Annotated in this window: 27 protein-coding genes and 1 pseudogene; 23 read left to right on the forward strand and 5 right to left on the reverse strand. The window is 36.0% G+C overall.

What is annotated here, in order from left to right:
* The first annotated feature begins 25 nt into the window (after positions 1–25).
* From PECL_RS01625 to PECL_RS01670, 10 genes are all read left to right on the forward strand, one after another.
* Positions 26–997 (forward strand): mannose/fructose/sorbose PTS transporter subunit IIA, encoded by a 972-nt coding sequence (locus PECL_RS01625; protein ID WP_041534546.1) that lies wholly within the window; start codon positions 26–28, stop codon positions 995–997.
* A 28-nt stretch (positions 998–1,025) separates the two neighbouring features.
* A complete protein-coding gene (locus PECL_RS01630) occupies positions 1,026–1,847 on the forward strand; it encodes a PTS mannose/fructose/sorbose transporter subunit IIC (RefSeq protein WP_014214850.1) in 822 nt (273 codons plus the stop codon).
* Between the two features lie 15 nt (positions 1,848–1,862).
* The gene (locus PECL_RS01635) at positions 1,863–2,774 is read left to right on the forward strand and encodes a PTS system mannose/fructose/sorbose family transporter subunit IID (RefSeq protein WP_014214851.1); all 912 of its coding nucleotides are present in this window, start codon (positions 1,863–1,865) and stop codon (positions 2,772–2,774) included.
* 89 nt (positions 2,775–2,863) lie between these two features.
* Entirely contained in the window at positions 2,864–3,256 is a 393-nt protein-coding gene (locus PECL_RS01640) for a DUF956 family protein (protein ID WP_014214852.1), read from the forward strand.
* Positions 3,257–3,527: 271 nt separating this feature from the next.
* Positions 3,528–6,449, forward strand: a complete 2,922-nt coding sequence (locus tag PECL_RS01645) for a sigma-54-dependent transcriptional regulator (RefSeq protein ID WP_014214853.1) — start codon at positions 3,528–3,530, stop codon at positions 6,447–6,449.
* 48 nt (positions 6,450–6,497) lie between these two features.
* Entirely contained in the window at positions 6,498–6,905 is a 408-nt protein-coding gene (locus PECL_RS01650) for a PTS sugar transporter subunit IIA (protein ID WP_014214854.1), read from the forward strand.
* Positions 6,906–6,908: 3 nt separating this feature from the next.
* On the forward strand, positions 6,909–7,409 hold the full coding sequence (locus PECL_RS01655) for a PTS system mannose/fructose/N-acetylgalactosamine-transporter subunit IIB (protein ID WP_014214855.1): 501 nt from the start codon (positions 6,909–6,911) through the stop codon (positions 7,407–7,409).
* Positions 7,410–7,746: 337 nt separating this feature from the next.
* Positions 7,747–8,013 (forward strand): hypothetical protein, encoded by a 267-nt coding sequence (locus PECL_RS01660; RefSeq protein ID WP_014214856.1) that lies wholly within the window; start codon positions 7,747–7,749, stop codon positions 8,011–8,013.
* Positions 8,014–8,311: 298 nt separating this feature from the next.
* Entirely contained in the window at positions 8,312–8,635 is a 324-nt protein-coding gene (locus PECL_RS01665) for a bacteriocin immunity protein (RefSeq protein ID WP_014214858.1), read from the forward strand.
* A gap of 126 nt (positions 8,636–8,761) precedes the next feature.
* Positions 8,762–8,962, forward strand: coding sequence for a hypothetical protein (locus PECL_RS01670; RefSeq protein ID WP_014214859.1), 201 nt, complete (start codon positions 8,762–8,764; stop codon positions 8,960–8,962).
* 649 nt (positions 8,963–9,611) lie between these two features.
* Here PECL_RS01670 and PECL_RS10125 read toward each other — a convergent pair.
* Genes PECL_RS10125 through PECL_RS10130 form a run of 3 tightly spaced genes read right to left on the reverse strand, consistent with a single transcriptional unit; the run spans position 9,612 to position 10,194 of the window.
* Entirely contained in the window at positions 9,612–9,785 is a 174-nt protein-coding gene (locus PECL_RS10125; RefSeq protein WP_156681820.1) for a hypothetical protein, read from the reverse strand.
* A gap of 35 nt (positions 9,786–9,820) precedes the next feature.
* The gene (locus PECL_RS10210) at positions 9,821–9,994 is read right to left on the reverse strand and encodes a hypothetical protein (RefSeq protein ID WP_014214863.1); all 174 of its coding nucleotides are present in this window, start codon (positions 9,992–9,994) and stop codon (positions 9,821–9,823) included.
* A 56-nt stretch (positions 9,995–10,050) separates the two neighbouring features.
* Entirely contained in the window at positions 10,051–10,194 is a 144-nt protein-coding gene (locus PECL_RS10130; protein WP_014214864.1) for a hypothetical protein, read from the reverse strand.
* Between the two features lie 215 nt (positions 10,195–10,409).
* On the opposite strand from PECL_RS10130, the pseudogene PECL_RS01680 reads away from it, so the two are divergent.
* The 4 genes and pseudogenes from PECL_RS01680 (at position 10,410) to PECL_RS01695 (ending at position 15,851) form a co-directional block, all read left to right on the forward strand.
* Positions 10,410–12,565, forward strand: a pseudogene (locus PECL_RS01680) (peptide cleavage/export ABC transporter).
* 2 nt (positions 12,566–12,567) lie between these two features.
* Positions 12,568–13,626, forward strand: coding sequence for an HlyD family efflux transporter periplasmic adaptor subunit (locus PECL_RS01685; protein WP_041534548.1), 1,059 nt, complete (start codon positions 12,568–12,570; stop codon positions 13,624–13,626).
* A 127-nt stretch (positions 13,627–13,753) separates the two neighbouring features.
* On the forward strand, positions 13,754–14,521 hold the full coding sequence (locus tag PECL_RS01690) for a LytR/AlgR family response regulator transcription factor (RefSeq protein WP_014214866.1): 768 nt from the start codon (positions 13,754–13,756) through the stop codon (positions 14,519–14,521).
* Complete coding sequence (locus PECL_RS01695; RefSeq protein ID WP_041534549.1) at positions 14,514–15,851, forward strand: sensor histidine kinase; 1,338 nt, start codon at positions 14,514–14,516, stop codon at positions 15,849–15,851. The genes PECL_RS01690 and PECL_RS01695 overlap by 8 nt, the downstream gene beginning before the upstream one ends.
* Here the strand turns inward: PECL_RS01695 and PECL_RS09805 are convergent, their stop codons facing one another.
* Positions 15,852–15,974: a bacteriocin gene (locus PECL_RS09805; RefSeq protein ID WP_014214868.1), complete on the reverse strand. Its 123-nt coding sequence runs from the start codon at positions 15,972–15,974 to the stop codon at positions 15,852–15,854.
* Between the two features lie 171 nt (positions 15,975–16,145).
* On the opposite strand from PECL_RS09805, the gene PECL_RS01700 reads away from it, so the two are divergent.
* The 9 genes from PECL_RS01700 (at position 16,146) to PECL_RS01740 (ending at position 23,368) form a co-directional block, all read left to right on the forward strand.
* A complete protein-coding gene (locus PECL_RS01700; RefSeq protein WP_014214869.1) occupies positions 16,146–16,487 on the forward strand; it encodes a hypothetical protein in 342 nt (113 codons plus the stop codon).
* Positions 16,488–16,492: 5 nt separating this feature from the next.
* Positions 16,493–17,755 carry a CPBP family intramembrane glutamic endopeptidase gene (locus PECL_RS01705; RefSeq protein WP_041534550.1) on the forward strand — a complete coding sequence of 421 codons (1,263 nt, stop codon included), beginning with the start codon at positions 16,493–16,495 and terminating at the stop codon, positions 17,753–17,755.
* A 133-nt stretch (positions 17,756–17,888) separates the two neighbouring features.
* Entirely contained in the window at positions 17,889–18,860 is a 972-nt protein-coding gene (locus PECL_RS01710; protein WP_014214871.1) for a beta-ketoacyl-ACP synthase III, read from the forward strand.
* 9 nt (positions 18,861–18,869) lie between these two features.
* On the forward strand, positions 18,870–19,241 hold the full coding sequence (locus PECL_RS10270) for an acetyl-CoA carboxylase biotin carboxyl carrier protein (RefSeq protein ID WP_014214872.1): 372 nt from the start codon (positions 18,870–18,872) through the stop codon (positions 19,239–19,241).
* 1 nt (position 19,242) lies between these two features.
* Positions 19,243–20,547, forward strand: a complete 1,305-nt coding sequence (locus PECL_RS01720; protein ID WP_014214873.1) for an acetyl-CoA carboxylase biotin carboxylase subunit — start codon at positions 19,243–19,245, stop codon at positions 20,545–20,547.
* The gene (locus PECL_RS01725) at positions 20,544–21,344 is read left to right on the forward strand and encodes an acetyl-CoA carboxylase carboxyltransferase subunit beta (RefSeq protein WP_014214874.1); all 801 of its coding nucleotides are present in this window, start codon (positions 20,544–20,546) and stop codon (positions 21,342–21,344) included. Before PECL_RS01720 ends, PECL_RS01725 begins: the two co-directional genes overlap by 4 nt.
* Complete coding sequence (accA, locus tag PECL_RS01730; protein WP_231952018.1) at positions 21,325–22,101, forward strand: carboxyltransferase subunit alpha; 777 nt, start codon at positions 21,325–21,327, stop codon at positions 22,099–22,101. The genes PECL_RS01725 and accA overlap by 20 nt, the downstream gene beginning before the upstream one ends.
* 51 nt (positions 22,102–22,152) lie before the next feature.
* Entirely contained in the window at positions 22,153–22,830 is a 678-nt protein-coding gene (locus PECL_RS01735; protein WP_014214876.1) for a 2,3-bisphosphoglycerate-dependent phosphoglycerate mutase, read from the forward strand.
* 181 nt (positions 22,831–23,011) lie between these two features.
* The gene (locus PECL_RS01740; protein WP_014214877.1) at positions 23,012–23,368 is read left to right on the forward strand and encodes a YisL family protein; all 357 of its coding nucleotides are present in this window, start codon (positions 23,012–23,014) and stop codon (positions 23,366–23,368) included.
* A 465-nt stretch (positions 23,369–23,833) separates the two neighbouring features.
* Here the strand turns inward: PECL_RS01740 and PECL_RS01745 are convergent, their stop codons facing one another.
* Positions 23,834–25,222, reverse strand: coding sequence for a C1 family peptidase (locus PECL_RS01745; protein ID WP_014214878.1), 1,389 nt, complete (start codon positions 25,220–25,222; stop codon positions 23,834–23,836).
* Between the last annotated feature and the right edge of the window lie 33 nt (positions 25,223–25,255).

The raw sequence follows: 25,255 nt of genomic DNA on the forward strand, positions 1-25,255 counted from the left end.
GCAAGACAAAATAGGAGGTATGAAAATGGTAGGGATTATCATTGCTAGTCATGGCGAGTTTGCTAATGGTATCTTGCAATCCGGATCAATGATCTTCGGACAACAAGAAAATGTAAAAGCTGTTACATTGATGCCAAGTGAAGGACCTGACGACATTCACGCAAAATTGGAAGAGGCAGTTGCTTCTTTCGATAACCAAGACCAAGTATTATTCTTGGTCGATCTCTGGGGTGGAACTCCATTCAATCAAGTTAATAACTTGTTTGAAGAACACAAGGACAAGTGGGCGATCGTTGCTGGCTTGAACTTACCAATGCTAATTGAGGCATACGCATCACGCTTATCAATGGAGAGTGCACAAGAAATTGCTGCTCATATCATTGAAACAGCTAAAGATGGTGTCAAAATTCGTCCAGAAGAATTAGCACCAAAGGAAGCTCCTAAAGCTGCCGCTGCTTCTACTGCCAATGCTGGACAACCAGGAAGCCTTGAATATGGATTAGCACGTATTGATTCACGTTTATTGCATGGACAAGTTGCAACAGCTTGGTCAAAATCTGTTAATCCAACTCGGATTATTGTTGTATCCGATGCTGTTGCAAAGGACGAACTTCGTTCAAACTTGATCAAACAGGCTGCTCCTGCTGGGGTCAAGGCACACGTTGTTCCGATTGAGCAAATGATTAAAATAGCTAAGGATGACAAACACTTCGGTGGACAAAAAGCACTTTTGCTTTTTGAAACACCAGAAGATGCTTTACGGGCTGTTGAAGGCGGAGTTCCTTTGAAGGAAATCAATGTTGGTTCGATGGCTCATTCAACAGGAAAAGTTCAACCTAATCAGGTTTTAGCTTTTGATCAAAAGGATATTGACACATTTAAGAAGTTAGAATCAGATGGTGTTAGCTTTGATGTTCGTAAGGTTCCTTCAGATGGTAGGGGTAACCTTGATGATATCCTTAAAAAAGCTCAAAACATGTTAAATGAACAAAAATAATTAATTAAAATATGGAGGAAAAATTACCATGAACTTAAATGCTATTCAGATAATCTTAGTTATTATTGTAGCGTTCTTAGCTGGTATGGAAGGTATTCTTGATGAATTTCAATTCCATCAACCGGTTGTCGCTTGTACCTTGATTGGTTTGGTAACTGGTCAACTAATTCCCTGTCTTATGTTAGGTGGCTCACTTCAAATGATTGCTCTTGGTTGGGCAAACGTTGGAGCTGCCGTTGCTCCTGATGCCGCCTTGGCATCTATTGCTTCTGCAATTATTTTGGTACTTGGTGGACAAGGAAAGGCAGGCATTAGTTCAGCTATCGCTCTTGCTATCCCTCTTGCCGTTGCCGGATTACTTCTAACAATTATTGCACGTACTATTGCTACAGCTATTGTTCATTTAATGGATGCTGCAGCAGCAGAAGGTAGTTTTGGTAAGGTTGATATGTGGCATGTTATTGCTATCTGCATGCAAGGTGTTCGTATTGCTATTCCCGCAGCATTAATTCTTGCAATTGGTGCTGGCCCCGTTAAAGGATTACTTGCTCAAATGCCAACTTGGTTGACAGGCGGCTTATCCGTTGGTGGTGGTATGGTAGTTGCCGTAGGTTACGCAATGGTTATTAACATGATCGCAACACGTGAAGTTTGGCCATTCTTTGCAATTGGTTTTGTACTAGCTACAATCCAACAACTTACACTTCTTGGTCTTGGTGCTATTGGTTTATCATTGGCTCTTATTTACCTATCACTTTCAAAACAAGGTGGTAGCGGTAGCAATGGTGGTAATGGTAACAGTGGATCTGGTACTGGTGACCAGGTCGGCGATATAATCGATAACTATTAAGGGAGGAGAAAAATAATGGCTGATAATAAAATAGAGTTAACTAAAAAAGATCGTCTCCATGTTTGGTGGCGTTCAACATTCATTCAAGGTTCATGGAACTACGAACGTATGCAAAATGGTGGTTGGGCATATACAATGATCCCAGCTCTTAAAAAACTATATACAACTAAAGAAGACCGTGCTGCTGCTTTAAAGCGTCATTTGGAATTCTTTAATACTCATCCTTACTTGGCTTCACCAATTATTGGTGTTACCTTAGCCCTTGAAGAAGATCGTGCCAATGGTGCTCCAATTGATGACGTTGCAATTCAAGGTGTTAAAGTTGGTATGATGGGTCCTTTGGCTGGTATTGGTGATCCAGTATTCTGGTTTACTGTAAGGCCAATTCTTGGAGCAATTGCTGCTTCATTAGCTATTAGTGGTAATATTCTTGGACCTTTGATTTATTTCTTTGGTTGGAACTTAATTCGTATGGCATTTACTTGGTATACTCAAGAATTTGGTTATCGTGCAGGTTCACGTATCTCTGAGGATATGTCAGGTGGTCTATTGCAAGATGTTACCAAAGGTGCTTCAATCCTTGGTATGTTTATCTTGGGTTCCTTGATTAATCGTTGGGTTGTTGTGAAGTTTCTTCCAGTTGTCTCAACTGTTAAGCTTCAAAAGGGAGCATATATTGATTGGAATAATCTTCATGGAATGAAGGGTGTTCAAACAGCATTGACACAACAGGCTGCTGGTTTGTCACTAACAAGCAATAAGGTTACTACATTACAAAATAACCTTGATGCCTTGATCCCTGGATTAGCAGGCTTGGGTATTACTCTTATCTGTATGTGGTTATTAAAGAAGGGTGTTTCACCAATCGTCCAAATCCTTGGTTTGTTCGTAATCGGTGTTGTACTTCATGTTATTGGTTTAATGTAATATTAAATTGATTTTAAAACTCTCGTGATGGTTTAACGTTACGAGAGTTTGTTTTATAATTAACGTAAATTAAGAATGGAGTTATTTTAATGGTTCAATCAATTAATACGAAATCCGATCTAGTAGTTAAAGGCACTTCTCATCTTGGACTTACAGATTATGGGCAAATAATGGTTGGAGATAAAGGATTTGAATTTTTTGCTGATAAAAATTTGAAAAACTTTATTCAGATTCCTTGGGAAGAGCTAGATACTGTAATTGTATCTGTTATGTTCAATGGCCGTTGGATTCCTAGATTTGCACTTCGAACAAAAAGAAATGGCACATATTCCTTCTCTGCACGAGATCCTAAGGCTGTTTTACGAGCAATTAGGATCTATATTGGACCTGAGAAAATAGTTAAATCTTTGACATTTTTCCAGGTGCTTGGACGGGGAATAAAAAATTTGTTTCGGTTTGGTAGAAAAAACAAAAAGATTTAGTAAATAAAATAATGCAAAGCATTTGATTAGGGTATACACCTAATTAGATGCTTTTTATTTAATTCGAACGTACCCAAGGGTATTACTAATCCATACATATACTCTCGAAATGGAATGGTTAAAAGCATGGCCCAATTGTAATTAGCTTTAATTGGTAAACACCATAGAGTTTATGCAAGAAAAGTTGCAGCAGTTCTGACACACTAAAACACTTGCACTGTGCTAAACTGTATTGTATCAATTAGTGTATTAATACAGTTAGGACGAAGAAATGACAAGACAAGAGCGTATATATCAATATATGGTTGAGAATACCATGGCAGTACAAAGTGTGGACGCAATGGGCAATGATGGGCTAACAACGGCTGCGGTGGCTAGTTCATTACAGATTGCTCGACCAAACGTTAGTAAGGAGCTTAACGATCTAGTTCGTCAAGGCAAGTTGTTAAAGTCTGCGGGGCGTCCAGTTCAATATTGTGTGGCGTTGGTTGATATGTTATCTGACACACTCGACGAAACTAGGAATACACAAGAACATGAATCAGGGTTTGCTCAAACAAATAAACATACAGATGAAGAAATAAAAAATGAACCACAACAGACAACGATTCTTCAGTATTCAGATGATTTGCTAACCCACATGATTGGTGGCAATTCCAGCATGCATAATCAAATCGAGCAAGCAAAGGCCGCCATGCTGTATCCTCCACGAGGATTGAACACTTTAATTATCGGTCCAACCGGTTCTGGTAAAACGTTTTTTGCTAATGCAATGTTTGAATATACCAAAAGTCAGAAGTTAATGCCTGGAGCAAAGGGATTAATAACTTTTAACTGCGCAGACTATGCTCATAATCCAGAGTTATTGATGTCGCATCTTTTTGGTTATACAAAAGGCTCATTTACCGGAGCTAACGATGACCAAGAGGGTCTCATTCAAGAGGCAGATGGTGGCATGCTTTTCCTTGATGAAGTTCATCGACTTCCACCAGAGGGTCAGGAAATGATTTTCTACTTTATGGATCATGGAACATATAGTCGATTGGGGGAAACAGCTAAAACACATCATGCAAATGTGCGTTTGGTATGTGCTACAACGGAAGACCCCGAAAGTTCATTATTGCAAACCTTTGTACGACGAATTCCAATAACAATTCAACTTCCTTCGTTTAACAAACGTAGTCCACAAGAACGAATTGAATTACTTCGTTCACTATTAACAATCGAAGCTAATCGGACCAATAAGCAAATCACTTTAACTGAAGATGTTGTTCAAGCACTACTGGGTAGTGTAACTTACGGGAATGTTGGACAATTAAAATCAAACGTTCAGTTAGTTTGTGCACAGGGATTTTTGAACAATATTGATAATGAAGATGAGATTGTTATTACGTCTGACAAGTTACCAAGCAATATTAAAGATGGATTATTACATCTTGCATCGGATCGACGAGAGCTTGGCGAGATTTCAAAGTTGCTACAACCCTATATGACAATTAAACCTGATTCCAAACGTTCACTTCCCGTTAATCACAATGATAGTTATGAACTCCCGTATAATTTATATGAAATTATCGGCGATAAAGCTACCATGTTGAGGGAGGAAGGTTTAGATCAGGAACACATTAATAATTTCATAACAACGGATATTAATTTACATTTAAAATCTTTCTATAAAGAAGATGCTATTACACAGTCCACTGAAAATAAATTAGCAGAGATTGTGGACTCAGACATTATCGAGTTTTCAAAGGAAATTCAACCTCAAATCGAAAGTAAGCTGAATTACCAGTTCCGAGATAACTTTATTTATGCAATGAGTTTACACATTAGTTCGTTTATCAAGCGAATTCAATCTGGGAAGCCAATGCGTTTAATGGGCAATGATTTAGTTGCAATGGTTAAGGATTATCCGGACGAATTAGAAGTAGCGAATACCATTAAGGAACAATTGGAAGAACGGTATAATATGCCAATTCCTGAATCTGAGAGCTATTATCTTGCAATATTGATAATTTCACTCAAGATGGCGCCTTCGAAGGGAAATGTGGGAATAGTTGTTGCAGCACATGGTAGTAGTACCGCTAGTTCAATGGTTCAAGTAGTTTCACAATTATTATCAGATAATTCAGTAGAGTCCTATGATATGCCGTTGGACGTTGATCCGCAGGTTGCTTACCGCGGAATTGTTGAAAAAGTACGCGATGCTAACCAAGGTAACGGTGTGTTGTTATTAGTGGACATGGGATCGTTAAGTACTTTTGCTCCTAAGATTACTGAGGAAACTCAAATCCCGGTTCAAGTAATTGACATGGTTACCACGGCAATGGTTTTGGAAGCGACGCGAAAGGCCTCATTTATTGAAAGTGATCTGAACGGAATTTACTCTGAGTTACGTGAGTTTCATGGTTATTCAAGGGTTGCTAGTTCAAAAAAAGAAATTGAAGATGATGACGCGGATGTTAAACGTCTTTTGCCAAATAAACCGAAGGCCGTTATTGCTATTTGTTCAACCGGTGAAGGGACTGCCCAGCGGATTAAGAACTTATTGGATCAATTGTTAGTTCAAAATTTAATTGAAGATGTCAAGATCATTCCAATTTCAATTGTTAATATGAAGGAAAGAATTACTGAGATTAATAAACAGTACACGGTTATAGCAGCAACTGGTGTTATGGATCCGGAGATTGGGGTTCCGTTCATGGCATTACAATCCTTACTTCAAGGAGGCGGCGAGCAGTTTGTGCGTCAACTGGTTGAACGAAGTGAAGTGGCTTGGGTAACAAACATTGGTAATACAGAAGTTTCTAAAGAAGTATGTCGCAAGTATTTGTCTGATTATTTTATGTTTATTAACCCAGATAAATTCACTTCAATTTTGTGGAATTATGTGGGTTATCTTGAAGAACAACGACATGTTAAGTTCAATGATCCATTTAAGATTAGTTTGATCATGCATTTAGGTGGTGCAGTTGAACGGGCGTTGACTAATACTGCAATTCCAGCGACAGAAGATGAGATTCGTGAAATTCAAGGGCAGGAATGGCTTAAGTTAGTTCAAAATGCTAACCATGAATACCTTGATAAAGTGCAAATAACACTAACTAGTAGTGAGGAGTTTTATATTTATAAATTGCTTGAAACTTGGCAAGAAAAAAATGATACAATGACTTCAGATACTTTAGTTCAGTAATTTGATATATGACATTTAATCTCAAATTAAAAAAGGAGTTTCAATTTTATGATTGCTTATGTTGTTGCTAGTCACGGTGATTTTTCTGAAGGTATTAAGAACTCAGCTTTTATGATTTTCGGAAAGCAGGAGAAAGTTGAGTCGGTTATTTTTGAACGGGGAGACAGTCCTGATGAGTTGGCCAATAAATACCAAAAGGCATTAGATCAATTTGATGCTGATGACCAAGTGGTTTTTTTAGTTGATTTATATGGTGGAACTCCATTCAACATCGCTAGTCGAATTGTTGCAGACAATATTGATCGGATGTCATTAGTGACCGGACTAAACCTTTCAATGTTAGTAGAAGCTTTTACAGTTCGTGATCAAGATATTAAGCAGGTTGTACCTCACCTAGAAGCAACAGCCAAGGCAGGGGTTCGACATCTTGAATTACAAAATGGTAGTGAGGATTAAAACATGACAATGGATATTCGTTTGGCGCGTGTTGATAGTCGTCTTTTACACGGGCAAGTTGCAACTTCATGGGCAAAAACTATTATTCCAGATCGTATTTTGGTAGTGTCTGATGCTGCTGCAGATAATGATTTACGTAAAACATTAATTACGCAAGCGGCACCTCCAGGGGTTGGGACAAATGTTATTACGGTTGATCGTATGTTAGATATTTATGATGATCCTCAGTTTGATGGTCTTAAGATACTACTTTTAACAGAAACAGTGCAAGATATGCTGAAGCTGGTTAATGGTGGCGTACAACTTAAAGGATTAGGTATTGATATTGGGAGCTTAGCATTTTCTGATGGAATGACGTTGATTACTGATGCAATCGCGGTTGGACCAAGTGAGGCAAAGTCTATTCGTGATCTCCATAATTTAGGACTAGAGGTTTTTGCACAGAAAATTCCGAATGATGGCAAGAAAGATGTACTTCCAATGCTAGAGAAGGCGGGATTCTAGATAGTTTAAGAAGGAAATAGTAGCAAAGACTGTGAATTGGTCTTTGCTTTTTTTGTAAGGATTTGGTGATACATTATGAAGATATAAACATAAAAAAACTAATTATGACTAGCAAATTTATGATTTTTAGTAAAAATGTAATTATAATTACAAAACTTTTGAAAACGAATAAAACTGGAAGTACAATTACATTTTCTTCGAAACACTTCATATATTTGAGAAGTTATATATGGGAAACTCTAAAGATACTGAATTTGAAAAATGATAAGTGAGTGCCGGCGATTTTGAAGGAATTAAGATTGAATACATTTTGGGTTAATGTCAGGAGGAACATGGGATGAATGAAAAGAAAGTTACACTATGGGACAGCATGAGGGCAATGTCCACGGATATTACGATACCTGACAAAGAACGAATTCTATATTTGAATGCACAGGCCAGTTTAGATAATGGCGAATTGGATGAAAGAATTGCTAAAAGTCTGAAAAGGAACTTGAGTCGCATAGCTATGGAAGCAAAATTATCTGCATCAGGGGTACAATTCTTGTCACAACTCTCAGATCTGTATATGGGATACGGACGTAGAGATAATCTTAGTTTATAAAATACATTCTAAAACTGCAAAATCGTCGAGATAACAACGATTTTGCAGTTTTTTAATATTGTTAATTAATCTGCATTAGCATTAACTGAATAATTATATTGCGTTTCGTTTAACTTTTATGGGGGATAAAGGATATGAAGATGAAAAAATAATGGCAGTCTGTTGTGTTATTAGTAGTTTTAGGTGCGCTGATAGCAGAACGAGAGATGTTAATGAGTGAAATGTTTGCTGAGATATTTAACCCTAAGTTGTTTAATGGTATATTTTATGTAACTAAATACGTGTGGGGGTAGTTACGATGGACGAAAAATATGACCAATTATTTGATTTAATCGATAAAGCTTTTAAAAATGAAAAGATTATTGAAGACGAAAAGATGAAGGCAGTTCTCTTTAACGTAGCTAAATTAGTTCAAGATCATGAGGATTACGAAAGAATTGCAGCAGATTTAACACGAATTATTTCAAAATCTTATATTAAAAATCATGAAATCGAGCCAGAGTTGGTCAATATTTTTAATTTTGTCAAAGATGACGTAGATGAAACTAAGATTGATAGTAAGAAATATCGTGATCGTGCGTTGGCGGTGGGGCTAATTATGACTGGTATTACTTTTCATTAATGAGGATATGACAAGGCAAAAAAGGATGTATCAAGGTTAAGACGATCTATTGATAAAGCAGGACTAACGTTGAAAACTCACTTTTAAGAGTAGGTGCGATTTAATGAAATTGAGGAGAAAGATGATATGTTAGAAAGATTGACAGGTATTGTATTTTTATTACTAGGTGCTTGGGAGTTTTATACAATTTATAAATCGTTTTTAACTTTAAAGGGGAAAGGTGGTAAAAGTGCATCAAATTTTATACCGCTAGCATTATTAGGATCTGGTTTTTTTGGAGTCGCCCTATTTGTTGTGGGAATTTTATTAATGTTTAAGCAATTTTAGCGGGGATTTTGTTTTATTATACTTAAATTCTTTGTAAAAAAATGCAAAATCGTTTTGAAAGCGGCTGATTTTATGAAAGAAAAATATTTAATGATTTTTTCTGGAATCATTTTGGTAATTAGTGTGTTAAGTACATTTATTTTCCCAAATTGGATACCAAAGTTGGTTGGAACTATTGTAGTTGTATCAACGGTCATATACATATCATCTTGGCTAAAGCATAAGCAAAAAGTCAATAAATAAAAATTGACAACGGGTTATCCTAATTAGGATTTAGCTTCTTTTAGGAAAGACAGTTTTAGCAGAATGTTTTTATTCAGAAGATACTTGGTAAGTGTTAATTATTTTTACAGGTGTTTTCTCATATATTTCAATTAAGACTAGAGATATAAAATTTATAATTCGAGAGTATTTGGTTAACGGTTGGAAAAAAGAAAAACCTGAAGATTTAGGATTGAATGATAACCATTTTTCAGTAATTTACAAGAGATAAGTAAAGTACCCCTTGAGTGTTAGACGGAATAATATAACACTCAGGGGGTACTTTAAATTTTTTAGTTCCTGTTAATTATAAAGCGCAACTTATTTAGTATTTATATTGTGAATCATAATGAAATTACTCAAACAATGATTGGCTTATAGATTTTATTTATTCTCTCTTAAACGAACGTATTGATGCGATTAAATTAAAAATAATTGTAATTGTAGCCAATGCGTAAAAAATTTCAACAATAATATTATCTGTGTGATTTTCTGTTATATACATCATTAATAAAATTGATATCAAACTAATTTTTGTCAAATGCTTTTTTTTATTTTTCATGTATTAATCTCCTAAGTAGATATTAGGCTAGTTTGTTATAAAAAAAGTACAGCATATGCTCCTAATAAAACGGCCCCAGCCTGAACACTTTTTCCGGTATAATATCCGGCGGTATATGCCCTGCTTTTTCTTTTGCCACCATCAATATCAACTAATTCTTTAGATGACAAACTTGCAAATTGATTATTCATGATTAATGTATTTTCCATAATTTAAATTCCCCCTATAATTTGAATAACTAAATACGATGATATCTAATTTTAAATTAGAATGAATCAAGAAATCCTTGAGCAAATTGAACACACGGAGTCCACCAATGGCTTTTCTTTTTGGATTTTCCTCCAATTACTGATTTTAAATCTTCTTCAGCAATTTCTTGATAAACTAAATCAATCGTTTTAAAGGTCAATGTAAGTCATCTCCTTTCAAAAAAGTAAATTAAACTTAAATAAATTAAATTTAATAAAGTAAATTGTAAACCGACCTTTGGTACTCTGCACAAAAACTGCAAAATTGTCATTATTTCGACGATTTTGCAGTTTTTATCTTTTTTAAACATAAACCATGTAAAATTTAACATTATAACTGTTAGCCATGGAGGCTTTAATCATGAAAGGAGAAAAAATGACTATTCACTACGTACAACAACTAGACGAAGCCGACTGTGGTGCTGCTGTTCTAGCCATGATCTTCAAAAACTACAAATCAAATATTTCGATTGCTTCCATTAGAGACGTTGCACAAACTGACAAAGATGGAACGACCGCTTTAGGACTGGTTAAAGCTGCGGAACATTTAGATTTTGAAACTCAAGCCGTCCAAGCTGATATGAGTTTGTTCAAGATGAAGAAATCCGAAGTACCATTACCATTTATTGCGCATGTGGATAAAGATAACGGCATGTTACATTATGTGGTGGTCTTTGAAATACATAAAAATTATCTATTAGTAGCTGATCCAGATCCAGTAGATAAAATTAAGAAGATGTCGTACGCTGATTTCGAGAAGATTTGGACGGGTGTTACGATTTTTATGGCACCTGCTCCGGAATATAAGCCCACTAAGGATAATAAAGATAGTTTGTGGTCACTGGCAGGTTTAATTTTTAAACAAAAAAGCTTAGTCACTACGATTATTTTAGCGGCAACCCTCTCAACATTAATTTCGATTGGTGGCTCGTTCTTTTTGCAACAATTAATTGATACATATATTCCAGATGGCATGGTGGGAACGCTAAGCATTGTTGCATTAGGACTGCTAGTTGCATACGTTTTTCATGGTATCTTTGGCTATGTGGAGGGTTATCTTTCGACAGTATTAGGGCAGCGACTTTCAATCGATTTACTGCTAAGCTACATTAAGCATCTTTTTGAAGTGCCCATGTCATTTTTTGGGACACGAAAAACAGGGGAGATAACTTCTCGTTTTGAAGACGCCAGTAACATTATTGATACCCTCGCCAGTACGGCCATTTCGACTTTTTTAAATGTAGGAACGATCCTATTAGTGGGAATTACACTAGCCATTATCAGCGTTAAACTGTTCTTGATTTCATGTTTAGCACTACCGTTATATCTAATCATTGTGTGGTCTTTTGTGAAATTATTCGATCGTCTGAATAATGAGCGGATGGAAAGTGGGGCTGTACTTAGTTCTTCAATTATCGAAGATTTGAATGGAATGGAAACAATCAAGTCACTTAATGTTGAAAAACAACGATATCGAAAAATTGATCATGAATTTGTAGATATGTTACATAAAAATTATTCATACGGAATTACCACGATTGTGCAAGAAAACTTAAAAGACGTGACCCAACTGGTAATGGATGTGGCATTCTGTATTTCGGCGCTTTGCTTGTAATGCATAACAATATCACAATGGGGCAATTGATTGCTTTCAATGCATTGTTGGGATATTTCACGCAGCCAGTGGAAGCGATTGTTAATCTACAAAACAGTATTCAAACGGCTAAAATAGCGAATATGCGTTTAAATCAGATTTTCATGGTACCTAGTGAACAACATGAAGAACGCGAAGTGAGATCTTTAAAAGTTACTCAACAAAACGGTGATTTTAACTTAAAAGATGTCTCCTTTGAATATAAATATGGGCAAGAAGTCATACATAATATTAACTTAAAGATTCCGTTTGGAACTTCATTAGCAATTGTTGGTTTTAGTGGCTCTGGTAAAACCACTTTAGTAAAACTGTTAGTGAATTTTTACAACCCGACAAGTGGTGAAATTGCGCTTGGAACTACTAAACTAGCTAGTATTGATGTAACTGTTATTCGGGATAATGTGAATTATTTACCACAAAAACCCTATATTTTTTCCGCTTCGGTTGCCGAAAACATTGCCTTGGGATTGAAGGGTGCTTTTTCCATGGATAAAATTGTGTGGGCGGCTAAAATGGCGGAAGTAGACGCGGATATTAAACATTTACCAGACGGATATAATACCAAAATATCGCAAGATAGTGGCTTGTCAGGTGGACAGCAACAACGGATTGCGATTGCACGGGCATTACTAACGGATGCACCGATTATGATTTTTGATGAATCAACGAGTAGTTTAGATGTTTTAACTGAGAAAAAGGTGGTTGAGAATATCTTAAATATGCCGAATAAAACGTTGATTTTCATTGCCCATCGGTTAAACATTGCTAAAAAAGTTGATAACATCCTAGTAATGGAACACGGCGAAATTGTTGAGAGCGGTTCACATGAACAATTGTTGGCACAACACGGCGAATATTATCAATTATTGGAGGAGTAATGATGAGTAGACAGGAAAACTTTGAAAGCTCGGAATTTTATCATCGTAGATACAGCAATCCCGCTACCATGATTATTTTACCAATTGTGATCGTATTATTGTGTGGATTGCTATTCGCGTTGTTTGCCAAAAAGGAAATTACAGCCCAGGGAGTGGGAACCGTTGAGCCCGCCACCATAATCGCTGATATTCAGGCACCAACGGGAACTAAAATTATCGCCAATAAACTGCAAGAAGGTAAAAAAGTCCATCAAGGTGAAGTGATTGTGAAACAGGATGATTTTGAGGGATCGGTTAATTTACAGGCTCTTAAACAAAAACAGGCCGATTTACAAACCCAGTTGGATACCATTCAAAGCTTACAACAGGGAGTTTCAACCAATAGTAATACGATTCCGCAACAAGATTTTTACGGATATCACTGGTTATTAGCTAACTATTTGAATAAAGTGCAAGAGCTAAACGGACAGTTAAAACCGAATGCCAGTAGTCAGAAGGTTACGTCAATAAATGAACAGTTAACTGACTTACAAACAGATCAGCTGGAACAAGTCGCAAAGTTACAAGATAGTACCGCGCAGTCGATACAGGATATTGATGCGAGTATCGAAGTGGCAGAACATAAACATCAGGAAAGTGTAATTAAGGCACCAGCTTCTGGGGTACTGCATTTAAATCAAAATGTGCAAAGTGAAAAATACATTGCCGGTGGCACCACCGTGGCTAGTGTTGTTCCCCCGATTAACGAACATACTAAGTTGGAACTAGATGCCTGGGTGGATGTTAACCAGATTGCTGGTGTTACTTCAGGGCAACCGGTTAAATTTAATATTCAGGGCAACCAGTATATTAACTCTAGTATTAAAGGAAGAATAAAGAGCATTGCAAGTTCACCAGAACAACGTGGCAAAGACATGTTATACGAAGTTAAGGTGAAGTTAAACCCTACTAAGAAAGTAAAGCGCGAACTACGATATGGAATGAGTGGTAAGATGGCGATTGTGGTGGGGAGGAATACTTACTTTAATATTTGGAAGCAACGAATATTGGAGGGAAGATAAACGATGATTAAGCATTTATGCTGATTTCATAGGGTGCGAATGGAAATTCGTTAACCCTATTTTTAAATTCTTAAACAAAGATTATAATAATGTTAATAATATGGATGGTAGAAGTAGGGTGACTATTATGTTGGAAGTGGTTTGGTGTGAAGATGATCCGCAACAGCGTCTACAATATGAAAAAATCGTGAAAAATTATTTGTTAATGAAGGATGTATCTATTAATTTTCGAGGTACATATAGTAATCCAAATGAACTTCGTTCAGCTATCGCAGGTTTAAAGATTAAGTATCCATTGTTTTTTTTAGACATTGAATACAGTGGCTTTGAGGAAGATGGTTTGGACTTGGGACAAAGCTTACGAAAACAATTTCCATTTGCTGAAATTGTCTTTGTTACAACCCATAACGAATTATTGCTTGCAACAATGGAACGAAGTGTGGAACCACTCGGATTTGTTATCAAGGACGATGGATTGGATGTAATTCAGAAAAAAGTTGGGGAGCTACTGACTCGGGGATATGAGAAATATACCAACGTTCTTGAAAGTGGGGACGAATTATTTCGGTACAAACGCGGGAATAGTAATAAAGTAATTCCATTATCAGACGTTTTCTACTTAGAAACTATTAGTGGGGAGCATAAAAATATTTTGTACACCAAAAGTGGAATGACAACATTCGCTGAATCGATTTCACAAGTGGAAAAGGATAATCCAGATCTGTATAGGTGCAGTAATAGCTTTTTAGTTAATATGAAAAATGCAATTTTAATTGATACAGTCTTAAGATTACTAAAATTTGAAAATGGTGAAAGTGTCAACATTTCTGTTAGAAATTTAAAAAGCGCAAGGATTCTCTTTGGAGAGACTCATAAGGAAAGAACACATGAATAGTCAAATTCTTTTTACAACTTTTTTGCCCGATATGATTTTGGGTGTCTCATTTATCTTAATAACCTTTTTACTAATGGAAGATGCTGATGATGAATTGAGTGTTAACAAGTATTTATTAGCAATTTTTTCAGTTGTTGGTGGAATACTCTATTTTGCTACGGATTTTATGTTGAATATGGGAGACTGGTTTTTACTAGTTATTGTTTTGATTTCAATACTATATTTAGTAGTAATTAAGCGAAGTCGTTTCATAATGTTGTTTATTGGAGTCGCTTTTTTTACTTTTTTACTCGTTATATCCTTATCAGCACTGATTGGAATGGTGTGGTATCAAGCATATATACAATTTAGATTAAGTGATAATGCCTATGGAATAATGTTGTATCTAACCACTATAGTCGCTGTACTATTAGTATACTTTGGAATACAAAAATTCGTCAAAAAGAATCTAAAGGGATTTAATCAGGTAATCGATAATTTTAATGAGGGATATTTTGCATTTTTTATAGTGATTTTGGTTGGAACATTCCTTTTTATTTATTATTCGTTTAGAGATAAAACAGGGCCCATTTTCTTAGTAATAGTGCCAACTGTAACATTGTTAATGTTAGTTGGTGTGTTACTTTCCATTTTTGTTTTAGTTAAAGCCAATAGGCGAATGCTAGCAGAACAGGAATTGGGCAAAAATCGAGAATCGATTCGGGCATTTGATGAAGAACTTGAAAAACAGATTGTAAGTACCAGAAAGTTTAGGCATGATTTTAAAAATATTATGTTGAGTTTGGACGGTTATGTTCACGAAAAAGATTGGAGTGGTCTTCAAAAATACGTTGATGATGTTAATAAGAGTAGTGAAAGTTTTATCAACGTAAATGAAGAAGTTAGTGCTTTAAATTATATAAAAAACGTTGGAATTAAAAATCTTATTTTGCAGAAATACATATATGCAAAGCAAAATAAGATTAAGTTCAGTATTGAAATCAAAGAAGAACTACCATTACTTGATAAATATGGTATAGATTTAATTAGAATACTTGGTATTTTAATTGATAATGCAATTGAAGAAGCTGAACTATCAGAACAACGAAAAGTTATACTAGCGTATATTTCATTTAATGATCACAATGAATTGATTATTGCAAATAGTATTCAAAATGTTGAAAACATTTCTATCTCCAATTTGATAAAAGACGGTTTCACAACCAAAGGAAATGGACATGGAAACGGACTGAATACGGTTTCCGTGCTAGTTGATAAAAGTGAACTTTTGGATTTTGAAATACAAATTATAAATCAAATGTTTTATGCAAATATTATTCTAGAAAAGTGATTATCTTCTGCGTTTTCTTGGGCGATAGAATGAAATACTACCCAGTAAGAATGAAAATCGTGACTTCCCACCATTGACCTTACTTAGTTCTTTTTCATTAAGTTTTTTAAACTTATTTTTCATAGTTATACTCCTCCTTGTCATATTCTTTATTCGGTACTAATGATAATTCGAATTGAGTATAAAGTGTTGTTTTCTGCAAAATCGTTGATTATTTGACGATTTTGCATTTTTTATGTTAAACATTCACTATTGTGATATGATTCCTACATTAATTTTAGGGGAGCAAGATGAATGAAAAAATCGCTGTTGACTAGTGCTAATGAAAGAAAACAGTTAAATATCATTATTGAAAAACTTGAAGCAGCTATTCTAAGCTTGGATGACACAACACACGCTGATTTGATTAATGAACTGGAAAAAGATTATTATGAACTAAAAAGTGGTGGAAGTCGCTTTGAATTAGGAATGTTGCAAAAGGAATTAATTATCGATCAACTTAATTCACATTTTTCGTTACCAGAAGAGTTTAACGATCTAATTAATATGTTAAATAACTACAAGCAAGAGGATACTAGTTACAAAAAATATGGATTGAGTGGAATTATTGGCTCATTATTAGGAATGGGTAGGTAGGTAAATTGAATTCTTCTTTTTTTAAGACACATCAGAAACTGATGTATTGGTTGTTGATAGTACAGTTGTTAACGTTTGAGCTTATCGTTGCTGGTACGACAACATATGAATTATTAAAGGGTACTACTATAAGATTTGAAAATATTATTGGACTAATTGTGGCATCGGTCCTAGTAGCGATGATTATATTAGTACGTCATTATGAGAATAAGTGGTTACGATCTAGTAATAAACTAGTAAAGTTTTTCATGGAAATTTACTATATTGTAATGACCCTTGTTCTCATGTTTTCAATATTACCGACGGAAAATATATTTGTTATGGGCGCCCTGCACAAATGGTTACATTTGAATGTAACTGCAGTTTTTGTCTTACTGTTTATTTACGGAATTTTTATGTATATCCCAACCATTGCTGTAATTACAAAGAACATAAAATGGGTTGTTAGTAGAGTATTAATGATGGCATTAGTTCTATTTCAGTTGGTGGGAATGTATAGTTTTTACAGTAGTATGGACATGGGAAATAAGACACTTTCAATGCTGGAAAATACAGGAATAGTCGGAGCCGTTGCATTTGCTGTGATGATTAGTGTTTTAATGATTGAATGGGGATTTCGATTACCTAAATTTAGCTTTAGTAAAAATTCTAGTTGGTCAACCAACTTATTTTTACTTCTGTTTGCGGCTTGGTACGTTATTTATAATGCTTTTGCATATAGTGAAAAACTTAGTACAACTTTGTTTAAATATGACTTTAGTGTTAAGAGTCCAACTTGGCACATGGCGTTTCAAGGCTTAGAGGCGGGAATAGCCGAAGAGTGGCTTTGGCGGTTTGCTGTAGGATTATTACTACTATTCGCGTTTAAAAATAGTAAACATTCTTTCTTGAGAAGATACTTTATTGAATGGAGCGTCGGAATTGGCGGACTTCTGTTTGGTCTTTGGCATTTCGATAATATGTTTGCAGGACAAAACGTTTTGGGAACTGTTGATCAAATGTTAAGTGCCGCTGCTGCTGGCTGGTTGTTCATGGTCATATACTTCTATACAAATAATTTACTATCAACAATTGTGTTTCATTTTCTAATTGATGCTCTGTCTTTCATCGCTTCTGGTACAACATTTATGGATAAACCGAACCTTTTTGAATGGGAAACAACGGTTATTCAAATTATCGTTTTTGGGTTAATCACTGTATTTATGTTGACGGGCAAACGGCGAAAAGTAATCAAAGAAAATGTTTCAGGAATGCTAGAACGAAGTTAAAGAGCTTGGTAATTTAGCTCTTTTTTTGTCGATATATAGTAAAGATTAAGGAAAGTTTGTGAAAAAAACAAATTCAACCCCTTAATTGTATTTACTGGTAAAATATATAGGACTAAAAAAATGGAGAACAGCTATGAATTTAAAGATAACGGCAACGGCGCACTATGTTCCGGATCGTATTGTGAATAATGATGAATTAGCCCAGATTATGGATACTAATGATGAGTGGATTCAGAGCCACACTGGGATACAAACTCGCCACTACGCAATGAATGAGGAAAATACTTCAGATCTTGCAACCCAAGTTGGACAACAGCTTCTTAAACGAAGCGGTTTAGAACCTGATGATATTGATTTAATAATTTTATCAACAATCACACCTGATTCGCTAACACCAGCTACAGCAGCAATTGTGCAGGATAAGCTTGGGATAAAAAATGCCTTTGCTTTTGATATTTCAACGGCATGTGCAGGCTTTATTTTTGGGATGAGCACAGCAGAAAAATTTATGCGTTCAGGTAGGTACCAACACGCTATGGTGATAAGTGCCGAAGTAAATTCTAAAATGATGGATTTTAAAGATCGCACTTCAGCAGTCTTTTTCGGCGATGGGGCTGGAGGTACCATTATTTCAGTTGATAACACTGCAGATAATGATTTTTATATTGATGAAGAGCTGGCAACTTTGGCAGAAAAAAATCAAGTGATTCACAGTGGACGGATACCGGCTATGCAGGAGGTAAGTGCCAATAGTTATCCAACGTTAGACGCTTTTCATCAAGATGGGCGGGATGTATTTCAGTTTGCAACGGAAGTCGTTCCATTACAAATGGAGATGGTATTAGAACGTAACCAACTAGTAGAGAAGATCGACTATGTGATTTGCCATCAGGCTAATTTACGTATTATTGAAAAAATTGCAAAAACACTTAATTTACCAATGAGTAAGTTTATTACTAATGTTCAAACGTATGGAAACACTTCATCTGCAGGCATTGCAATGGCACTTGATCAACTACAGCAAAATCATCCTGAAGTTAAAACGATTTTAATGTGTGGATTTGGTGGGGGATTAAGTTACGGTAGTATGTTAATAAGATTGTAGGAGAACAGCATGGATATTGAAGATGTTTTCAAAGTTATTGATCGGCTAAAAGAATATCCGTATGATGACATTGATATTGAAACAAAAGAGTTGAAGCTACACCTCAAAAAGCACTCCACGAACGAAAGAAGACAACCAAAACTAAAAGAAACCGAAGTGAATACAACGGTCAATAGCCCAATGGTAGGAATTATTCATTTAAATGACGAAATAAGAGTTGGGACACAGGTTGAAGAGGGTATACCAATAGCTCAAATAGAAAGCATGAAACTTTTCAATGATATAAAGGCACCGATAAAAGGTAAAATCATTGAGATTTTGGTGTCTAATGACGAAGGTGTAGAATTTGAACAACCAATATTGACAATTAGTGGGGATTAATATGTTTCAAAAAGTTTTAATTGCAAATCGTGGAGAAGTAGCAAGAAGAATAATAAGGGCATGTCGGCAACTATCTATTCAGACGGTCGCCGTTTTTTCAACTGCTGATCGTGATGCCTTATTTGTTAAAGAGGCAGATGAAGCGGTTCAAATCGGTCCAGTACCAGTGGCAGAATCGTATCTTAATCGGGAGGCTATTTTAATGGCCGGAGTAATTAAAGATTGTGATGCTGTTCATCCAGGGTATGGTTTTTTATCAGAGGATGCTCTTTTCGCGGAAATGGTTGAGGAAAGTGGAATGACTTGGATAGGCCCTCAACCTGCAATGATTGAAAGATTTGCTGACAAAAATAAATCCCGACAGTGGGCAATCGGTCGTAATGTTCCTGTGATTCCCGGCACGTCAGTAATTACTAGCTTAAATGAACTTCATGATGAAGTTAAAAAGATTGGATTTCCGGTGCTAATTAAGTCAAGTCTTGGTGGTGGAGGAAAGGGAATTAGGAAAGCTCAGAATCAATATGAATTAGAGCAGGAGTTCAATACTGTCCAACAGGAGGCCACAGCTTCATTTGGAGAATCTCCGATCTATTTAGAAAAAGAATTGGCTAATCCACAGCATATTGAAGTACAAGTGATTGGAAATAATGCAGGAATACAAATTCTTGGAGATCGAAATTGTAGTATACAGATACATAGGCAAAAGGTAGTTGAAGAGAGCCCTGCACTATTGCCTGCAAAACAGCGAAGAGAATTATATAGACTGGTTCATCTTTTATTAGATAACAGTGGATACCAAAATTTGGCAACGGTTGAATTTTTGTATAGCCAGAAACAATTTTATTTTCTGGAGATGAACACAAGATTGCAAGTTGAGCATGGTGTAACAGAATTAACCACACAAGTTGATATTGTTCAAGATCAGATTAAAATAGCCTCAGGAGAAGCAATTGAATTTTGTTTAAATGAAGTTCAGAATCACGCGATTGAAGTTAGAATTAATGCTTTAACACCGGGGAACCTAGAGATTTTATGTTTTCCGACGGGTGTCAGAATCGATACTGGTGTTCAAGAAGGGGATCGGCTTTTATCATTTTACGATCCTTTAATCGCCAAAATGCTGGTGACAGGGGAAACGCGGGAGGATGCTGTTTTTAATTTAGAACGTGCCTTGAGTAAAGTTGAAATTAGAGGAGTTGCCACTAATATCGACCAAATTCAGCAACTTTTAAATTCAAAGGTATTCCAAAGTGGTTCATATGATATTCATACATTTCAGGAGATAATAGAGGAGGAACAGAAATGAGTGAACAGTTAGCACAGAAATGGTCTAAATGCCCAAATTGTGGAAAACATGTTCATGTTAAGCAATGGGGCACTTTTCGCCGTTGCCCTTTCTGTCGCATGCCACAAAGGTTGTTGGTTAGTGAACGCTTGGATATTACTTTTGATAAGGGTAGTTTTGAAGCATTGAACTTTGAATTAAATCCAGTAAATAAGTTGGATTTCCCACATTATACCGAAAAGATAAGAAGAGCACAGGATAAAACAGGAATAAAAGATGCAATTGTCGGTGGAAAAGCTCAAATTAAGGGAATTGATGTTGCAGTTGGTATCATGGATAATCAGTTTATGGTAGGGACTTTAAATACAGAAGTAGGAAGAGCAATTCGTAGCATTATGGAATACGCACATGATCAACATTTACCGCTCATTTTATTTACTGCTTCTGGTGGGGCACGAATGCAAGAGGGAATTTTTTCATTGCTTCAGATGAATACCATCTTGCACACTCAGAAGTTATTAAGAGATGCGGGTAATTTAACAATTAATGTTTTGACAGATCCTACAATGGGAGGTGTATCCGCTAGCTTTGCGTTTGGGAGTGATTATGTTTTTGCCGAGGACCATGCACAAATCGGTTTTTCTGGGAAACGAGTAATTGAACAAGCTACCGGAGAACAGTTACCCGATAAATTTCAAACTGCTGAGTTTTTGTTACAACATGGACAACTTGATGATGTGGTTCAAAGAGAGCAATTGCGTGATGTCTTATATCGTATGTTAATTTTGCATGGGTATGGTGATAATTTTGAAAAATGATTTAGCAACTAAGATTAAGTTAGTGCGTTCATCTGACCGAGTGACTGCACAAAGACTGATTAAAAGTATGTTTAATGATGTAATTGAGTTACACGGTGACCATATTAACGGAGACGATCACGCATTATTTTCTGGAATTGGACGCTTGGGCAAAATACCAGTAACGTTGTTTGCTGTTGATCGTGGACAGACGGTTACTGAGCGACAGGATAAAAATGGTGGAGCAGTTCGAGCAAGTGGATATCGAAAAGCTATCCATGGTTTAAAGTTAGCTGAACGATTTAATCGACCGGTTATTAGTTTTCTGAATATGCCCGGTGCAGACGCCAGCGTTGATTCGGAAAATGAAGGGCAAAGTAAAATGATTGCTGACATGATTGCGGCAATGGGAGCTGCTACCGTTCCTAATTTAGTGATTATTGTTGGGGAAGGACATAGTGGGGGTGCACTTGCTTTTGCTAATGCTAATCGAATAATTATGCTGGAGAATGCATTATTTTCTGTAGCGGCTCCGGAAGCAATGGCAGCAATTTTAAGAAATAATGATTTAAAAGAGGTTGTGCCAATGACCGCGTCAAAGCTATTAGATATTAAACTGGTAGATCAAGTTATTAATGAAGACCAGAATTTAGTGAAGAATTTGCGAGTTGCTATTGTGGAGTGGCTTGATGATTTTAGTTCGGTAAGCGAGGCAAAACTAGTTGATCAACGATACCAAAAGTTTATTGATGTATTGAATTTCTGGAATGAAATGTAACGTCTGGTGCTATACTATTTTTAGAGAGATTTGAGATAAGGGGACAAAAACATGGTGAAATTAGTTTTGATCCGACATGGTGAAAGTACAGCTAATAAGAATAATGAGTATACCGGTTGGACGGATGTCCCTCTTACAAAAAGTGGCATTAAACAGGCACATGTGGCGGGTAAGTTACTTGCAGATGCGAATATTGATTTTACTATGGTGCACACTTCAATGCTGAAAAGAGCAATTGTAACTGCTAATATTATTTTAGATGAAACTCGCCAGAACTGGTTACCAATTCAAAAGTCATGGCGATTAAATGAACGACACTATGGCGCGCTTCGTGGATTAAATAAATCAGATACGAGAAAAGTTTATGGCGCCGAGCAAGTTGCATTATGGCGGCGAAGCTTTTCTGCAGTTCCTCCGTTATTGGATCATGCAGAATATGATAGACGGTACGCTATAAACGGAATTATGCAAGAGCCCTTAGGGGAAAGCCTGAAAATGGCTTACAATCGTTTAATACCATATTGGATCGATCAGGTTGCACCACGACTGTTAGATAATCAAAATCAACTAATTGTGGCGCATGGAAGTACATTGCGGGCGTTGATTAAATACTTGGAAAACATTTCAGATGATGGAATTGACGGTGTTGAGGTTGAAAATGGTCAACCAATTGTGTATCAATTTGATAGTCAGCTAAAAATCCTTACTAAGGAAATATGGGGTAGTTGATTTAGTGATTATTGAACGAAACATTTTCAATTAAAACTAAATTTTATGTTAAAAAGGGGATTACGACAAAGTTGTATTTTGTCGTAATCCCCTTTTTAAAGTGCTCATAATAAGTAATTACTTTTATACTGAACAAAGTGCTAAAATTAAGCTAAGTATAGGTATAAGGGGAGTGAAAGTAATGCCAATAATTGCATTCGTACATGTAATAACAGCAATTTTACTAGCAACGTTGACTTCAATTGGATTGATGGCAACTAATAATGGAACAATAACAGCATCTAAAATGACTAATCGAATTTTATATCTAGTGTTAATTTATACTGGATTCGTAATGTTGATGCATACTTTTCAAACATCTCCAGTCTTAGTGATTTTAAAAGGATTGGCTGGCCTTGGTGTGATTGGATTGATTGAAGTGGCGTTTGCACGTAAGCAGCAGAATAGTGAACAAGCTCATACAATATTAGTGTGGTTAGTGGTTATTTTTGCTGTTACTGCAGTTCTTGGTATGGTTATTTCTAAGTTCTTTCTTTAGTTCTTTTTTACATCCATACGTATATTATGAAAAAATATAATGATACGCCAGAATGAATAAAAATTAAGAAAAGGCAGTTTGAAATATGCGTAAATAGTCAAATTACTAAAGCAAACGGATAATACAAGCCGCGAGGCCCGTGAAGAGGGACTCACAGCTAGCGGGCTTGTTCTACGCAATATTCAAGCTGCCTTTTAGACGCAAATAAACGTAAAGAAATTTAGTATCAATGCTGTCCTTTACTAATGAGTTAACTGACTTGCCTAACAATTGTAGGGCACTTCAACCCGTCATGGTCTCCTTTTTGTTAATCCTCACAAGCAAAGCGGCTTGTTTCACTCTCTATTTGAAATGAGTTGTGCAAGCCAGCTTCTTCCGGTTAACCTAAAAAGGAGACCATGACCAAACCCGTCATAATCTCCTTTTTCTGTTAATCCTCACAAGCAAAACGGCTTATTTCACTCTCTAATCTTTGTAAGCTAAAGCTCCCATTGGATCCCAAGGCTTTAATTGAACAGGCTCGCCAGATTGTGCTTCACGTTGTGCCTCTGTTAGATATTGTTTTTCGACAACAACTTGGTAAACATATTCGTCCATCCAAGCATCTGACATTACCATATATCCTTTTTGTCCAATCTTGTCTCCCCAACTATTTTCAACTTTCCATTTAGTTGGTTTGTCATCAACGAGGTCAACACCGGTAATAACCATGGCATGTGTCATAAGACTTTCTTTGTAGTCAAGACGTTCTGCCTTCGACATTGCAATATCAATATCAAAAAGTTCATCTTCTGCAAAGATATCAAGATCAAGAATACCCTTTTCACGAGGTTCAGAATGTTGACCGACGTCACTACCAAACCAAACTGATTTACCAGCCTTAAGTTGGTTAATGGCAGCCCTTTTAACGTCGTGCATTGATAAGTTAAGATGCTTAACTTGGCGTCCGCCAACAACATTACCAAGCATTTCAATTGAGTAAGTTTGGTCGAATGGCTTGTCAGTTGTTGGTGCATTGATAAGAGATACATATTCTTTTAGATCCCAGCCAACATACTTTTTAAAAAACTCTTTTGGAGTGATACCAGCTTCACGATGATAATTTTTATCATCATCCCTAAATTCCCAGTCAAATTCAACTGGTGGTTCTCCAAAACTGTAGGATGCCATACGGTAAACTTCACTTAACATCTTTTCTTTGCGAGCTTGAACTTCTGGTTCACTAGTTCCGGCGTTTACAAGTTCGCGCAATGTAACAGCATCTTTGCGTAGCTTTTCGTTTAATAATGTGTCGAATTCACGTGATTTAGAGCTGCTATATGTTTCTGGATAAACTGATTGAGGGACAATACCATACTTTTCGATCAATGCACAGAGCATATCCCATTGGCCACCGTCGCCCTGGGGTTCATTTAATAACCAAGCTACTTTACGATCATCAGTATCCAAAGCGGCAGTTTGAATAATATTTTCGTAGAACCAATTTGATTTTTCAAATTTATCCCAGAAAAAAGTGTAGTTTTGAGATAGTTCAAAGTCACCTTTAACACGAAAATGATCTTTCATGTCATGACGCATTGTGTTTAATGCGGCAAACATCCAACAACGACCACTTTGTTTTTGATTAGATACATCGCCAGTTTGTAAGTCAATTGAGAAGACTGGAGTACTTTGAATATCAGCTCTAAGATCTTGTGAAGAAGCTAAAATACCGTTTTTAGTAACAGTTCGTTCTAAAACTTTTGACTCTTTTCGTTCGCTATATTCCGTTTTGAAACGATTGATTAAATCTGATGAAATTCCTTTATTACTCAAATCATCAACTCCATTCTTAAATTTTAAGCATAATTGCATTGTACTATGATTAGAAAAATTAGTAAAATATGA

The organism is Pediococcus claussenii ATCC BAA-344, from assembly GCF_000237995.1.
In the GTDB taxonomy this organism is placed as follows: Bacteria; Bacillota; Bacilli; order Lactobacillales; family Lactobacillaceae; genus Pediococcus; species Pediococcus claussenii.

Bases quoted from the DNA above. Each gene is read 5' to 3' on its own strand.
- PECL_RS01625 (WP_041534546.1), top strand. From the start codon at position 26: ATGGTAGGGATTATCATTGCTAGTCATGGCGAGTTTGCTAATGGTATC.
- PECL_RS01630 (WP_014214850.1), top strand. From the start codon at position 1,026: ATGAACTTAAATGCTATTCAGATAATCTTAGTTATTATTGTAGCGTTC.
- PECL_RS01635 (WP_014214851.1), top strand. From the start codon at position 1,863: ATGGCTGATAATAAAATAGAGTTAACTAAAAAAGATCGTCTCCATGTT.
- PECL_RS01640 (WP_014214852.1), top strand. From the start codon at position 2,864: ATGGTTCAATCAATTAATACGAAATCCGATCTAGTAGTTAAAGGCACT.
- PECL_RS01645 (WP_014214853.1), top strand. From the start codon at position 3,528: ATGACAAGACAAGAGCGTATATATCAATATATGGTTGAGAATACCATG.
- PECL_RS01650 (WP_014214854.1), top strand. From the start codon at position 6,498: ATGATTGCTTATGTTGTTGCTAGTCACGGTGATTTTTCTGAAGGTATT.
- PECL_RS01655 (WP_014214855.1), top strand. From the start codon at position 6,909: ATGACAATGGATATTCGTTTGGCGCGTGTTGATAGTCGTCTTTTACAC.
- PECL_RS01660 (WP_014214856.1), top strand. From the start codon at position 7,747: ATGAATGAAAAGAAAGTTACACTATGGGACAGCATGAGGGCAATGTCC.
- PECL_RS01665 (WP_014214858.1), top strand. From the start codon at position 8,312: ATGGACGAAAAATATGACCAATTATTTGATTTAATCGATAAAGCTTTT.
- PECL_RS01670 (WP_014214859.1), top strand. From the start codon at position 8,762: ATGTTAGAAAGATTGACAGGTATTGTATTTTTATTACTAGGTGCTTGG.
- PECL_RS10125 (WP_156681820.1), bottom strand. From the start codon at position 9,785: ATGAAAAATAAAAAAAAGCATTTGACAAAAATTAGTTTGATATCAATT.
- PECL_RS10210 (WP_014214863.1), bottom strand. From the start codon at position 9,994: ATGGAAAATACATTAATCATGAATAATCAATTTGCAAGTTTGTCATCT.
- PECL_RS01685 (WP_041534548.1), top strand. From the start codon at position 12,568: ATGAGTAGACAGGAAAACTTTGAAAGCTCGGAATTTTATCATCGTAGA.
- PECL_RS01690 (WP_014214866.1), top strand. From the start codon at position 13,754: ATGTTGGAAGTGGTTTGGTGTGAAGATGATCCGCAACAGCGTCTACAA.
- PECL_RS01695 (WP_041534549.1), top strand. From the start codon at position 14,514: ATGAATAGTCAAATTCTTTTTACAACTTTTTTGCCCGATATGATTTTG.
- PECL_RS09805 (WP_014214868.1), bottom strand. From the start codon at position 15,974: ATGAAAAATAAGTTTAAAAAACTTAATGAAAAAGAACTAAGTAAGGTC.
- PECL_RS01700 (WP_014214869.1), top strand. From the start codon at position 16,146: ATGAAAAAATCGCTGTTGACTAGTGCTAATGAAAGAAAACAGTTAAAT.
- PECL_RS01710 (WP_014214871.1), top strand. From the start codon at position 17,889: ATGAATTTAAAGATAACGGCAACGGCGCACTATGTTCCGGATCGTATT.
- PECL_RS10270 (WP_014214872.1), top strand. From the start codon at position 18,870: ATGGATATTGAAGATGTTTTCAAAGTTATTGATCGGCTAAAAGAATAT.
- PECL_RS01720 (WP_014214873.1), top strand. From the start codon at position 19,243: ATGTTTCAAAAAGTTTTAATTGCAAATCGTGGAGAAGTAGCAAGAAGA.
- PECL_RS01725 (WP_014214874.1), top strand. From the start codon at position 20,544: ATGAGTGAACAGTTAGCACAGAAATGGTCTAAATGCCCAAATTGTGGA.
- PECL_RS01735 (WP_014214876.1), top strand. From the start codon at position 22,153: ATGGTGAAATTAGTTTTGATCCGACATGGTGAAAGTACAGCTAATAAG.
- PECL_RS01740 (WP_014214877.1), top strand. From the start codon at position 23,012: ATGCCAATAATTGCATTCGTACATGTAATAACAGCAATTTTACTAGCA.
- PECL_RS01745 (WP_014214878.1), bottom strand. From the start codon at position 25,222: ATGCAATTATGCTTAAAATTTAAGAATGGAGTTGATGATTTGAGTAAT.